A 13,265-nucleotide genomic window follows, 5' to 3' on the forward strand; every position below is an offset into this window, starting at 1 on the left:
TTTGCATCATGAAGGCAAAGGTTCTGTTTGCCATGCTGCTGCTTGGCGCGATAGATTGCGCTGCGGAGCCAGGTTATTACAACACGTGCGCGGCGTATCCGAGTTATCCGTGCGAGTTCTATGCCGGGTGTCCGTCTCGCGGCCAGCCATGCGTATTCCTTGGCGGCGGTTTCCACCGCTTCCACGACTTTGACCATGACGACGGCTTTCACCATGGGTTCCGCGGTGGCAGCACTCACTTCGAGCAGGGCGGGGGCCAAAGCGGCGGTCATGGCGGACGCCACTAGGCACCGGCACAGGCTCGCACGTGCAGTCGCGATATGAAATGCAATATCCTCATTAAGGTCCGGACGGCGCTCTTCGAATGCTTCCACCATGCGTTTTCGTGCACCTTCGATTTTTCCGTATTCTTGCTGTGATCCGCGGCGCATGCCAGGATCGCCGCACCTTCGGTCGCGATCGTCATGCGGAGCATCAAAAAATCACGCACGTCCGTGATGCCGGTCAACGAGCCGTGTGCGATAGCGGGCGGCGCTGCGCGCATGCGCTGGACATAATGCCCCGATCTCAATGATCGAGGGGGACCGGGAAAGGTTCTCCAGTAAACGGTGTGCCCGTGACCCTGCTGAGCTCGAGCGACGTGAAGCCCGATCCGGCGCTGGCGGCGAAGGGGCGCACATGGACGCCTCCGCCGGTGTCGACCAGGAAGGAGAATGGCGCGGCGATGTCGACCTTACACCGTCTCGGAAATTGCGCACTCGATCCCGGGATTGCCTGGGTCCAGACAAGGTCAGTAGCAAGTAGCTTCCGTACCTCGAGGGGCGTGTTAGCTCACCGCGTGCGATAACGCATTAAAAACGTGGAGACTGCGCTGCCGATGATCTTTTCAACCTGATCGTCGGATATCGCGTAGTCGATCTGCAGCAGGCGGGGAAAAAAGAGCGTTTCGCCCAACATTCCGATGAATTCAGCACGGGCGAGCTGCACGTCGGCGATCTGTAGCCCGCCTTCTTCCACCCGGTTTGTCAACCAGACGTCTGTCACGTCGCTGAAGAGATTCTTCGCGCGTTGAAAGAGAACTCCAATGTCAGGAAAGTTTCGCACTTGCGCAATGACCAGACGCAGTGCGGCGATCAGGGTGCTGTCCGAAACAAGTTCGTTGTACGCACGTCCAATCTCACGCAGGCCCGACTCGACCTCCACGGGCACTGTGTGATCCTTCCAGCGTGCGAACTGTTGATGCATGAGATGGTCCAGAGCCTGGCTGAACAAGTCTTCCTTGCCGGGAAAGTGTTTGTAGAGGGTCGCGTATGACACGGCTGCGCGGTCGCCGATGGAGTCCATCGTCGCCGCCTCATACCCATTGGCCAGGAACGTCTCGATTGCGACTTCCAGAATCAGCTTGCGCTTTTCCCTGCTAACGCGCTGCTGATACGCCAACAGGCCATCCGTTGGACGATCCCCCGTAGCAGGAACGGTTTTCTTTCGTTGTGCCTGTGTCATTTCCGCGTGTAAGCCACCCAAATAAGCATCCAGAGTTTTCAGCCGCATTCTGCCCTCCATCGGCAAAGTCCGCCAGCCGCGCCGCATATGCAAAGCCTGCAGCGCTAGGGTTTCCCCCAGCTTGGCAGCCGCAGTTTCTTTTCTGCACTATAGTGTAACATACACTACATCATAGAAAGGCGGAAACGCGAATGGAAATGGATGACAGGGTAAGCATGCGAGGTTTCAGGCAAATAGGCACAGGCTCGGTGGTCCGCAGTATCGATAACTGGTCGTTGATGGGGGCAAAGTGCGCCGATTGTGGGGCGCTGCTGTATCCAGCCCTTACCACGTGCCCCGAGTGCGGCGGTCGCACCTTTGTTGCATCGCCGCTGCAGGCGGTCGGCCATCTGTACAGCTATAGCGTCGTACACATGGGGCCCAAAGGCGTCGATGTGCCCTATGTCGCCGGCTATGTGGACTTGAGCGATGGTTTGCGGCTATTCGGACGCATCGAAATGCCGACTGGTGCTGTGCAAATAGGGCAGCAGCTCGAACTGCAGGTGAAGCCGGCAAATAAACAGGCGAGCCAATTCATTTATTTCTTTACCGCACCCGGCGAAGTTTCTCAGCAGGTCAATTCATGAGCATGGCGAACGGTTTGAGAAGTGTGAGCGTCGTTGGCACCGGCATGATCCGATTTGGTCGTTTTCCGGAAGTGAGTCTCTCCCAACTCGCCGCACCAGCGGTCATTGAAGCGCTTGATGAGGCCGAAATCGATCGCCGACGCATCGGTGCGCTTTACTGCGGAACGGTATCCGGAGGCATGCTGGCTGCCCAACGTATCGCACGGGAGACGGGGCTGACCGGCATCGAGGCAGTGAACTTCGAGAACGCCTGCTCGTCTTCAGCGAGCGCGTTCCGGCTCGCCTACCTCGCAATCGCGGCAGGTGCGGTGGACTGTGCGGTCGTGGTTGGAGTAGAGCAACTGACTCGCCTCGGAGCCGGCCCACTTGACTTGGGCGATGAGGAGGTCGAGGCGGCGAACGGATTAACAATGCCCGCGTTGTACGCGATGCGCGCGCAGCGCTACATGCATGAATTCGATTTGTCACCCCGCGATCTCGCGCAGATAGCCGTCAAGGCCAGGGCGAATGGCGCGCTCAATCCCTACGCGCAAATTCGCAGCGCGGTCTCGATCGATGAAGTGCTCGGCAGCCGACCGGTGGCATTGCCGCTGACATTGCATCAGTGTTGCCCGCTTGGCGACGGCGCCTCGGCGGTGGTGCTTGCCGCCTCAAACCTCCCGGGTACAAAGCAAGACGCCGTGAAGATTCTCGCGTCCCATCTGACATCGGGGCGCTACATGCAGGGTGGTCGGGACATGACGACTCCCGAGGTGACGGTGCGTTGCGCGAACGAAACCTACGAATCCTGCGGTCTCGGCCCTTCCGACATCGATCTCGTCGAGTGTCACGACGCCTTCACCATCGCCGAACTGCTGTACTACGAAGCACTTGGTTTTGCAGCGCACGGACACGGCGCGGGTTTGATCAGAGAAGGTCACACGTCGGTTAACGGACGGATTCCGTTCAATCCGTCCGGTGGCCTGCTCTGCAGGGGCCATCCTCTCGGAGCGTCAGGAATCGCACAGATCGTCGAAATAACACGCCAGTTGCAGGGTCGCTGCGGCGCACGACAGGTCGCGCAAGACAAGCCGCGCGGTCCACGAATCGGGCTGGCGCACATCACCGGTGGGGGCACCTACGGCTTTGATCACGGTGCGTGTGCGATACACATTCTTGGAAGGTGAAAAGTGAAATCAGCACCCTTTACCTGGCACCGTCCAGAGAGCGTGGCGCGAGCAGTTGAACTGCTTTCCACGCTAGACAACGCGCGCATCGTCGCCGGCGGACAGACACTGATGCCGATGCTGGCCATGCGCTACGTGTATGTGGACCATCTGGTCGATGTGAATGCGATTCCCGGTCTCAACGGGATAACGCTGGAAGGCGACGAGGTGTGCATCGGCGCGTTGGTCCGCCAGCGGGATATCGAGCAATCCCCTTTGATTCTTCAATATGCACCGCTGATGGTCGAGGCGTATCACCTTGTCGGTCATATCCAGACGCGAAATCGCGGCACATTTGTCGGAAGCGTCTGCAACCTCGATCCAGCTTCGGAGCAGCCCGCCCTTGCAGAAATATTCAATGCGACCATCGTCGCCGTGGGACCCCGTGGGGAGCGGCGCATCCCATTCGATGAATTCGCGTGCGGCTTCATGACTACATCGATTGAGCCGGACGAAATGGTGACGCAAATTCGCCTTCGTATCTGGAATGAGCCGCATGGATACGCGTTCGAGGAGTTCGCGCGTAGACATGGGGACTTCGCAATCGTCGGCGCTGCGGTCATGGTTTCGGTCGACGCAAATCTCGCGATCAGGCGTGCTGATGCGGTCCTGTGTGGGATGGGTGGAACACCTTGTCGTGTGCAGTTTGCCGACATCCTGCAGGGACAGCAACCCAGCGCCGATCTGGCAAAGACAGCAGCCAACAGAGCAAGCTGGATTGACGCCATTAGCGACACGAGTGCCAGTGCCGCTTATCGGAAACGTCTCGCGTGCACCGTGACCGAGCGTGCGCTTGCGCGCGCGTTCTCTCGCGCATTGAACGTAAGCTGAGGGCATCATGGATCAGAGAATCGAGCTTGTCGAACAGAGAAAAATCGCCTTCGAACTGAACGGACAGGCGCTGACCTGCGACATCGACCCCAGAGTGACGCTCGGAGATTTTCTTCGTCACCAGCTTGACAAGACAGGCACGCACTATGGCTGTGAGCATGGCGTTTGCGGGGCCTGCACGGTACTGGTGGACGGACGCTCCATGCGCTCCTGCCTTCAGCTTTGTGGTCAGGTCGACGGGCGCAAGGTCACAACCGTAGAGGGGCTGGCGAATGCCGACGGCTCGCTCGGCGTCCTGCAGCAGGCCTTTCAGGATCGCCATGCATTGCAGTGCGGATACTGCACGCCAGGCATGTTGACCACGCTAACGGAGTTTCTGCAAGCCAACCCCGACCCGTCCGAGGCCGACGTTCGCGATGCGATCAGCGGGAACATCTGCCGGTGCACGGGTTACCAGGCCATAGTCGAAGCGGCGCTGCTCGCGGCGGCCCGAATGCGCGGCGAGCCCGATCCCGTTTTTGGACGTGTTACCGCGTATTCAAAAAACGGCGATCTCCACGCGGCTTCGACCGTGGGTGCACGATACGTCGGAAAACCCGTCAAGCGCACCGAAGATCCCGCGCTGCTGAGAGGCGAGGGGCAATTCGTCGACGATATCCACCTGCCTGGAACACTGCATTGCTGCTTCGTGCGATCTCCTCATGCGCACGCTCGCATCAAGCATATCGATACGGCAGCGGCGAAGGAAGTTTGCGGCGTGCAACACGTCTGGACCCATGCCGACCTGAACGAAGCACTACGACGGCCGTTGCCGTTCCTCACACCGACTCAGATGCTGACCGAACCACGCATGTGGTCGCCGCTGGCCTCGAGCGAGGTGTGCTTTGTCGGCGAAGCGGTGGCCGTGGTCCTGGCGGAAAGCCGCTATATCGCCGAGGATGCCGCCACTCTTGTCCACGTCGAATACGAGCCATTGTCCGTTGCGGGCGACATCCGGACGATATTTGAAGCCACGGCGCCGCAGGCGCACAGCGACGTTCCGACAAACCTCCTTCTCGACATGCCGTTTGCTTTCGGTGACGTCGATTCGGCGTTCGCGCACGCCGCGCACGTCGTCAGGCGCGAGATATTCCATCATCGTGGAACAGCCCATCCGATGGAGTGCCGTGCGACCCTCGCGCGGCTCGATCGCGGTACCGGCGACCTAACCGTCTGGAATGCAGGTCAGGCGCCGCATCTCGAGCGACGTCTTCTCGCAGAAGCGCTCGATTACGACGAAGCGAAGATCCGGGTCATCATGCCGGATGTCGGGGGTGCTTTCGGTCCGAAGGGAATCGCGTATCCGGAAGAGTTTGTCGTCGCCTCCGCGACACTCAGGTTGGGCGTGCCGGTCAAGTGGACTGAAGATCGGCGCGAGCACTTCCTGTGCATTACCCAGGAGCGCGACCAATTGTGGGATCTCGAGTTGGCGCTCGACGTGGACGGAAAGATCCTCGGCATCCGCGGATCCGTGGTCCATGATAACGGGGCGTACGTGCCGTGGGGCATTGTCGTGCCGCTCATCGCGGTAACCTCGTCGCTGGGCCCGTATGTCGTGCCGGCATTCGACGTGAAGCTGAAGGTGGCTTGCACGAACAAGGTGCCCACCACGCCGGTGCGTGGCGCAGGACGACCCAAGGCGGCATTCGCGATGGAGCGGATGCTCGATGCGGCGGCCGACCAGCTCGGCCTGTCCCGTCTGGAAATTAGGCGCCGCAACTTCGTTCAGCCGGACCAGCTGCCGTACAAAACTGGCCTGATATTCCGCGACGGTTCGCCGATGGTATATGACAGTGGCGACTATCCGAAGACCCAGGAAAAGGCGGTCGAACTCGCCGACCTGGATGCGTTTCGTGTCCGTCAGGAAGAGGCACGTCGTCAGCAAAGGTATCTCGGGATCGGCTTTGCCAACTATGTCGAAGGTTCCGGCCTCGGGCCTTACGAAGGCGCGGAAGTCACGTTGCAAAACGACGGGCGCATACACTTGAACGTCGGCGGCGCCGGCGCGCAAGGGCAAGGGATGAAAACCATCTTTGCTCAAATCGCTGCCGATCAGCTCGGCGTCGACATGGATGCCATTACGGTAGTCGTCGGTGACACGAGCAAGCTGGCAATGGGCGTCGGAACATTCGCGAGCCGGATTACCGTCAACGCCGGAAATGCCGTCCACATCGCTTGCGGCAAGCTCGCCGACAAAATCAGGGCGCTCGCTGGGAACGTATTCCACGTTCCGCTGGAATCGATCGAGATTGCGCATCGCGTCGTACGCGTCCAAGGCAATCTGGAAAGAGCATTGCCGCTCGGGCATATCGCTCGCATGTCGTACGGGACGCCGGGCTTCACGCTACCCGAATGGCTGGATCCCGGTATGACGGTCACACATTATTTTTCACCGAAAGCCAGCGTTTACGCCAACGGAACGGCGTTCGCGGAAGTCGAGGTGGATACCGGGACCGGCTACGTAAAGGTTCTGCGCTATGGCGTTGCACACGACTGCGGAACCGTGATCAATCCGATGCTCGTCGAAGGTCAGGTGATTGGCGCGATTTCTCATGGGATCGGAAATACGCTGCTCGAGCGGCACGGCTATGACGAGAATGCACAGCCGCTTGCGACAAATTTCGCCGAGTTCCTGCTGCCCACCGCACTCGACATGCCATCCCACATAGAGATGGCGCATCTTGTTTCTCCTTCACCGAATAACCCGCTTGGCGTCAAAGGCGCAGGAGAGGGCGGGACGATTCCCGCGTCCGCGGCGATCGTCAGTGCCATTGAAGATGCACTGAGCCGCTGGTCAATTCGTTTTAATGAAACGCCCGTGTTGCCTGAAATGATCTTTGATCGTCTGGATGCCGCCGGCGCGTACAGCGACGTAGACGCCCGCCACACCTGAAATAGTAAACTTGATGGATAACGATATGTCTTCTGGAAAAACTGGTCCCCTGAGCGGTGTGAGGGTTTTGGACCTCACCCAGTTTCTGTCGGGACCCTTCGGAACACAAATCCTCGGCGATCTCGGCGCCGAGATCGTCAAAGTCGAGCCGCCGGGTGGCGAGCTCGCGCGCGGCGTGCCGCCGTATTTCGTTGAGGGGGACAGCGCTTACTATCTCGCGGTCAATCGAAACAAAAAGAGTGTTGTCATTGACCTCAAGACGGAGAGGGGAGCGCAGCTCGTTCGGGAGTTGGCGAGGCAGTCGGACGTGCTCGTCGAAAACAATCGCCCTGGCGTGATGGAGCGGCTCGGACTCGGTCCGGCAGAGCTTCGCGCGGTCAATCCGCGCCTCGTGTACTGCAGCATCAGCGGGTTCGGACAGACCGGTCCGGACAGGGATTTGCCTGCTTACGACATGATCGTGCAGGCCATGTCGGGCGGCATGAGCCTGACCGGGGAGCCCGGCAGGGCGCCGGTTCGCGCCGGTATTCCCATTGGCGACCTCGCGGCCGGCATGTACGGCGTGATGGGCATTCTGGCCGCGCTGGTCGAGCGCCAGACTTCCGGGCAAGGGAGGTTCGTCGATGTGTCGATGCTCGACGCGCAGGTCGCAATGCTTTGCTATCAGGGCGCCTACTACCTGTTGTCGGGCGAAGTGCCGGAGCCGCAGGGGCGAGGCCACGATTCGATACCGACCTACCGTTCGTTCGAATGTGGCGACGGCGTCTCACTGGTCGTGACCGCCAACACGGAACGTATGTGGGCGGATCTGTGCAAGGCCGTCGGGTTGCCGCAGCTCGTCAACGATCCGCGATTTAAGGATCCGGCTGAACGGCTCGCGAACAAGGTGGCGCTGTGGGAAATCCTGGAGGCGCGCTTCCGCGCCGAACCGGCGCAGAGTTGGCTTGAGCGCTTGAATTCGGCTTTGGTCCCGGCCGCTATGGTGAAGACACTGGACAAAGCACTGAATGCTTCTCAGGTCGCGCATCGAGACATGCTCGTCGAGCTTCGCAGTCCTGCGGGATCTCATGTCCGTGTGCCCGGCAATCCGATCAAGTTTGATATCCCGGGGCATGCCGAACCTGGTTACCCGCCTCATCTGGGCGAGCACACCAACGTCGTGCTTGGTCAGTACCTCGGCCTTGATCCTGACGAAATAAGGACACTTCAGAACCAGGGGGTTGTCCGCCAGTTTGTACCAGGCATGCCGTCACCCGGCGTGAAGTCGCGATAAATCGGGAGTTTGGAATGGACGAAAATCTTCTGCTGAAGATGAAGGGTCATGTTTTGCATATCACCCTGAACAGCACAGACGGCAGGAACGAGGTGGACGACGCAATGCTGCGAGCGCTGACGCAGGCGATCAGCGATCCCCCGGAAAGCACTGTGGCCATCGTTTTATCCGGGGCGGGCGACAATTTCTGCGCGGGGCGGGCCGCATCGCCACTCCCGGCGCTTTCTCAAACGGAAGACCCACGCCCCGCAATCAAGGAACGCGGTGCGGCGCCAATTCTCGCACTCTACGAGGCAATCCGTTCGAGCGCGGTACCGGTCGCCTGCTTCGTCGCGGGGCTCGCTTCGGGTCTGGGTTGCGCACTCGTCGCGGCGAGTGACTATGCAGTCGCCGACGCGCGGAGCCAGTTCGAGGCCAATGAACTGGAGAAGCAATTCGCTCCGGCACTGCTGATGTCGGCACTCTTCGAGCGCATCCATGTCAAGGCGATTTCGCGTCTGGTTCTTACGGCGCAGCCGGTCGATGCAACGACCGCCCTGGCATTTGGGCTCGTCGGCGAAGTTGTCGCTCCTTGGGAACTGCCCAAAGCGTTGGACGATTTCATCGCCTTCATGAACAGCCGGGCTCCTCAGGCATTACGCGGAATCAAAACGTTCCTGCGCGACTCGCATGGTATGCATTCGCCAAAGCTTGCCGCGCTGGCCGTCGACGTTGTGGCGGAGTCGCTTGCCCCGCGCCTTGAGCCGACAGCGTCGCTCGCGCCGTCGCACGACAAGCGGTTCCTGACCATCGGCGGAGAACGGATCGCCTATGTCGACATCGGCAAAGGGCCCGCGGTCGTTTTGCTGCACAGTCTCGGCACATCGAGCTCGCTGTGGGACGACATTCTGCCTGCATTGATTGCGAAACATAGAGTCGTCGCCATAGACGCCAGAGGTCATGGTGACTCGACGAAGCACAGCGCGTGGAATGCAGACGCTGTCGCCAACGACGTGGTCGCAGTGGCCGATGCCGCCGGTCTCGGCCGTTTCGGCCTGGCGGGCATCTCGATGGGAGGACTCACCGCGGTACGCGTTGCCGCGAAGCTACGTCAACGCGTTGCTGCCATGGTCTTGTCAAGCGCTTACGCAGGCGTTTCTGGACCAGCAGTAGAGAAGCGGCTGGCCGCCACCGAAGGGATGTTGAAGAAACTGCCTATGCATCTGTTTGCTCGCATGTACGTGGAGCAGACCCTGCACAGGAACACGGCGTACGCGAATAGAGAAAAACTTGCCCAACAGATCGCAGCGATGTCTCCAAAAGATTACCTGGAAATATTGCGCGCCATTTGTACGGATGACGTATCGGGTCTTTTGCGTGATGTCGAAGTTCCGACGCTTGTGCTAAACGCCGAACTCGACGGGAGTGTACCAAAAGCCGTATCCGCGAAGTTGACGCAAGGAATCCAGGGCGCGGTGGAACAGACGTTGCCCGGCGCCGCGCACCTCGCATGCGTAGATATGCCCGATGCCTACGCCGAGGTCCTGTTAGACCGGTTTGAAAAATACACGGATGAGGACGGGGCAGTATGGAAATCGTAAATCGCTTTTCGGTCGACTCGGCTATCGAGAACGCCTGGAAGGCACTACTCGACGTGCCGTTGATCGTGTCCTGCTTTCCCGGTGCCACGTTGACTGAAACGCTCAGCGAAGACTCGTACAAGGGACTGATTCGCGTCAAGCTGGGTCCGATCGCAATGGCATTCGCCGGCACTGTCACGGTGAGCACACTGTCGGCAGACACGTATGCGGCGACTGTCAAAGCCGCATGGCAGGAGACCAGAAACCGGGGATCCGCCACAACGGCGACGACGTTTTCTCTTTCTCGACTTAGTGACGCAGCCGGCACTCAGGTCGACGTTCGCACCGCCGTACAGATGGCCGGGCAGGTTGCACAGTATGGACGCGGGGTTGGAATCATCAATGCCGTATCGGAACAGATGGTGCGTCAATTCGCTGCTAATTTGCAGGATAAACTCGCGGATCGTCCGGCTACGACAGAGGCGCGGCGAGTCGACGCAGGCGCGTCTGCTGCCGCACCCGCCGGAGAACGCGAATCCATGGCAGGGACACGCCGGGGTGACAACGCAGCGGGCTCAACGAACGAGATATCCGTGCTCGCACTGTTGTGGAGAACGATGGTCGCAAAGTGCAAGCAATGGCTTGCCAGGCCGCATTCCTCATAGTCCTCATCGTTGCTGCTCGTTCTTTCAAGTTAGTCAGGTTATCAAAACACAGGATCTTTTAGTTGTACATAGGAGGAGGAAAACCGATGAGAACGAACTCGACTCTGTTGGAGCCGTCAGGCTGCGCGAGGAATGCCGGCACGTCTGTGGTGGGCAGGGCAGCCTGGATCGTGCTTGGATCGGCGTTCGTGGGGTGGATGTTCGATGCGATGGATCTCTACCTGTTCACGATGGTCATGGTGCCGGCCCTTGGCGACCTGCTCGGGCCGTCACAAGGTAATGTCATGCAGATCGGGGGGCTGATCGTCAGCGCGAAACTACTTTGCTGGGGCATCGGAGGCATTCTGTTCGGTGTCCTGGCCGACCGGTTTGGTCGCGCTCGCGTGATGCTCGGCACGATGCTGATCTACTCGGTATTCACTGCGGCGAGCGCGTTCGCGCGGGATTGGCATCAACTCCTTTTGCTTCAGATGCTGGCGGGTTTCGGAATCGGGGGGGAATGGGCTGCCGGAGCGGCGCTGGTCGTCGAGACCTGGCCGGAAAAGCATCGGGCGAAGGCTGTTCAGGTGATGCAGGCTGCCAATGTAGTCGGACTGATCGTTGCCTCTGCGCTGGCGATCCTTCTGTCCGGGGCTGGATGGCGCTGGGTGCTTGGCGTGGGCGCGGTACCGGCGGTCGCAAGCCTTGGCCTGCGGTTTGTTACACCGGAATCGGCTCGCTGGAAGCAGTCGCATGCGGAAGCGATCCGTCACCCAGGTCAAAAATTCGGTTCGTTATCGGAGATATTCGGCGCTCCGTTACGTCGTCGAACAGTGGTGGGCTGTCTCGTTGCCGCTGCATTGATGATCGGTAGCTGGGGATCATCCATCCTCTTTCCCTCGTTACTGAGGGATTTCTTCCCGTCCGCCAGCAACGCGGAATTCACGCGACAGACAGGGATCGCCTTCATGGCGAGCAACGCTGGGGCGGCACTCGGATTCGCGTCGACGCTGGTCCTGGTGAGTCTGGCGCCGCGTATTTCCAGACGGGCAGTCTATGTGGTGTTTTGTGCAGGCGCCTGGATTGCAGTCGTTGCACTCTTCGGTGCAGCGAAAACACTGGAGACGTTTTATCTCGCCATGGTTGGATTCGGTTTTTTCGCGATTGGAGGATTCGGGATCGTCGCGCTGTACCTGACCGAACTGTTTCCGCTCCATGTTCGCGCCACGGGTCAGGGATTCACATGGAATGTGGCACGTTTATTCACCGCACTCGGTCCGTTGTTAGTGTCGTCTGCGTCAGCAACTCTGGAATTTCGTGCGGTAGGAATCGCTATCGCTACGGCATTTGGAATGGGACTGGTCGCTATTTTGTTTGGACCGGAAACCGGTTGAACAGGCGACGCGGATGCCGATTCGCGAATGTGCATGATCGGCGATCGGCGATCCGCTCTCACTGCAACCCTTGCGGTGCTCATGCCGGACTTGCCCGACACAAACAATACGACATCGGAGACGAAATGAAATTGAAAATGATCGGTGCCTCGGGGCTCATTGCATGCGCGACCGCGGCGCAGGCGCAATCGTCGGTGACGCTCTATGGCGCGATCGATACCGGATTGCTGTATCAAAGCGCGAATGCGCCGAACTTCCAGTCGAAAGTGAATCTCGGGCACGTCTACGAACTCAAGGACGCGGGCATTTTCACGAGCTTCTGGGGTATCAAGGGCACCGAAGACATTGGAGGCAGCTACAAGGTCAACTTCAGGCTCCAGGGAGCATTCGCCAGCCCCAATGGGAAGCTCGGACTGAGCGACACGCCGACCTCCACTGCGGTCTTCAACCAGCAGACGACCTTGGGTATCTCCGGTCCGTTCGGCTCGATCGACGCGGGCCGCCAGTTCGTGCCGATGATCTTTGCGATGGCCGACACCGACGTACGGGGCGCGCAATTCTTCGGCAGCATCCTCACCGCATGGCTCGGCTTGAACCAGGCTGCGGGCTGGCAGGGTACCAGCACGAACGGCGCGATCGGTGCGTTGTACGACTCCAACGCGATTGTCTATCAGTCGCCGAAGTTCTACGGCGCATCGCTTGCGCTCGAGTATGCGCCGGGCGGCGTTCCCGGCCAGTTCCAGGGCGGCACGCGCGAGTCTGTGGTGCTCAAGTATTCGAACTATGGCCTGAACCTCTCGGCTGCTTACTACAACGGGCACGACACCAATCCGTTCACGACGACGGCTACTGGCGCGATTATTACGGCGCCGTCCGCGGGTCAGGACAACAACCGCTTCTACCATCTGGGCGCGATGTACACATTCCACGATTTGTCCGTATCGACGTCGTACAGCATCGGCAAGAATCCGGCGAACAGCGGTCACGACGACTTCGAGATGATTTCCGGGGGCCTCGGTTACAAGTTCACCCCGTTCTTCAAGGTCACCTCGGGCTTCTATTACCTGAAGGACCGCAACGTTTCGTCCAATCAATCGAACTTGTTCGCGGTGGGCGCCGAATACAACTTGTCCACCTCCACCATCGCCTACGCACAGGTTGGCCACGTCAACAACCGGGGCAACATGAGCCAGACGATCGCCTACGGCGCGCCGGTTCCTGAGGGCAAGTCGACCACTGCAGCGATGGTCGGCATTCGCCACAGCTTCTGATCCCACCACAAGCGAACTGGAGTATTC

Annotated in this window: 11 protein-coding genes; 9 read left to right on the top strand and 2 right to left on the bottom strand. The window is 59.7% G+C overall.

Annotation, left to right across the window (positions count from 1 at the left end):
- Both OKW38_RS00005 and OKW38_RS00010 read right to left on the bottom strand, forming a co-directional pair.
- A partial coding sequence (locus OKW38_RS00005) for a hypothetical protein (protein ID WP_429359417.1) occupies nucleotides 1-377 on the bottom strand: 377 nt, incomplete at its 3' end.
- A 454-nt stretch (nucleotides 378-831) separates the two neighbouring features.
- Entirely contained in the window at nucleotides 832-1,551 is a 720-nt protein-coding gene (locus OKW38_RS00010) for a TetR/AcrR family transcriptional regulator (protein WP_429333719.1), read from the bottom strand.
- A gap of 143 nt (nucleotides 1,552-1,694) precedes the next feature.
- Here OKW38_RS00010 and OKW38_RS00015 point away from each other — a divergent pair, with 143 nt between their 5' ends.
- From OKW38_RS00015 to OKW38_RS00055, 9 genes are all read left to right on the top strand, one after another.
- Nucleotides 1,695-2,129: a Zn-ribbon domain-containing OB-fold protein gene (locus OKW38_RS00015; RefSeq protein ID WP_429333720.1), complete on the top strand. Its 435-nt coding sequence runs from the start codon at nucleotides 1,695-1,697 to the stop codon at nucleotides 2,127-2,129.
- Nucleotides 2,126-3,295, top strand: a complete 1,170-nt coding sequence (locus tag OKW38_RS00020; protein ID WP_429359418.1) for a thiolase family protein — start codon at nucleotides 2,126-2,128, stop codon at nucleotides 3,293-3,295. The genes OKW38_RS00015 and OKW38_RS00020 overlap by 4 nt, the downstream gene beginning before the upstream one ends.
- A 3-nt stretch (nucleotides 3,296-3,298) precedes the next feature.
- Entirely contained in the window at nucleotides 3,299-4,165 is an 867-nt protein-coding gene (locus OKW38_RS00025) for an FAD binding domain-containing protein (protein WP_429359419.1), read from the top strand.
- Between the two features lie 7 nt (nucleotides 4,166-4,172).
- Nucleotides 4,173-7,097: a molybdopterin-dependent oxidoreductase gene (locus OKW38_RS00030; RefSeq protein ID WP_429333723.1), complete on the top strand. Its 2,925-nt coding sequence runs from the start codon at nucleotides 4,173-4,175 to the stop codon at nucleotides 7,095-7,097.
- 25 nt (nucleotides 7,098-7,122) lie between these two features.
- Nucleotides 7,123-8,370, top strand: a complete 1,248-nt coding sequence (locus tag OKW38_RS00035) for a CaiB/BaiF CoA transferase family protein (protein ID WP_429333724.1) — start codon at nucleotides 7,123-7,125, stop codon at nucleotides 8,368-8,370.
- Nucleotides 8,371-8,384: 14 nt separating this feature from the next.
- Nucleotides 8,385-9,950, top strand: coding sequence for an alpha/beta fold hydrolase (locus OKW38_RS00040; protein WP_429333725.1), 1,566 nt, complete (start codon nucleotides 8,385-8,387; stop codon nucleotides 9,948-9,950).
- The gene (locus OKW38_RS00045) at nucleotides 9,938-10,594 is read left to right on the top strand and encodes an SRPBCC family protein (protein ID WP_429333726.1); all 657 of its coding nucleotides are present in this window, start codon (nucleotides 9,938-9,940) and stop codon (nucleotides 10,592-10,594) included. Before OKW38_RS00040 ends, OKW38_RS00045 begins: the two co-directional genes overlap by 13 nt.
- 86 nt (nucleotides 10,595-10,680) lie before the next feature.
- Complete coding sequence (locus OKW38_RS00050; protein ID WP_429359421.1) at nucleotides 10,681-11,967, top strand: MFS transporter; 1,287 nt, start codon at nucleotides 10,681-10,683, stop codon at nucleotides 11,965-11,967.
- A 125-nt stretch (nucleotides 11,968-12,092) separates the two neighbouring features.
- The gene (locus tag OKW38_RS00055; RefSeq protein WP_429359423.1) at nucleotides 12,093-13,238 is read left to right on the top strand and encodes a porin; all 1,146 of its coding nucleotides are present in this window, start codon (nucleotides 12,093-12,095) and stop codon (nucleotides 13,236-13,238) included.
- Nucleotides 13,239-13,265 lie beyond the last annotated feature (27 nt).

It is taken from the genome of Paraburkholderia sp. MM5496-R1, from assembly GCF_050436205.1.
Lineage (GTDB): Bacteria > Pseudomonadota > Gammaproteobacteria > Burkholderiales > Burkholderiaceae > Paraburkholderia > Paraburkholderia tuberum.

Excerpts from the sequence above, each read along its gene's own strand:
- OKW38_RS00030 (WP_429333723.1), top strand. The coding sequence starts at position 4,173 with ATGGATCAGAGAATCGAGCTTGTCGAACAGAGAAAAATCGCCTTCGAA.
- OKW38_RS00010 (WP_429333719.1), bottom strand. The coding sequence starts at position 1,551 with ATGCGGCTGAAAACTCTGGATGCTTATTTGGGTGGCTTACACGCGGAA.
- OKW38_RS00015 (WP_429333720.1), top strand. The coding sequence starts at position 1,695 with ATGGAAATGGATGACAGGGTAAGCATGCGAGGTTTCAGGCAAATAGGC.
- OKW38_RS00040 (WP_429333725.1), top strand. The coding sequence starts at position 8,385 with ATGGACGAAAATCTTCTGCTGAAGATGAAGGGTCATGTTTTGCATATC.
- OKW38_RS00035 (WP_429333724.1), top strand. The coding sequence starts at position 7,123 with ATGTCTTCTGGAAAAACTGGTCCCCTGAGCGGTGTGAGGGTTTTGGAC.
- OKW38_RS00020 (WP_429359418.1), top strand. The coding sequence starts at position 2,126 with ATGAGCATGGCGAACGGTTTGAGAAGTGTGAGCGTCGTTGGCACCGGC.
- OKW38_RS00055 (WP_429359423.1), top strand. The coding sequence starts at position 12,093 with ATGAAATTGAAAATGATCGGTGCCTCGGGGCTCATTGCATGCGCGACC.
- OKW38_RS00050 (WP_429359421.1), top strand. The coding sequence starts at position 10,681 with ATGAGAACGAACTCGACTCTGTTGGAGCCGTCAGGCTGCGCGAGGAAT.
- OKW38_RS00045 (WP_429333726.1), top strand. The coding sequence starts at position 9,938 with ATGGAAATCGTAAATCGCTTTTCGGTCGACTCGGCTATCGAGAACGCC.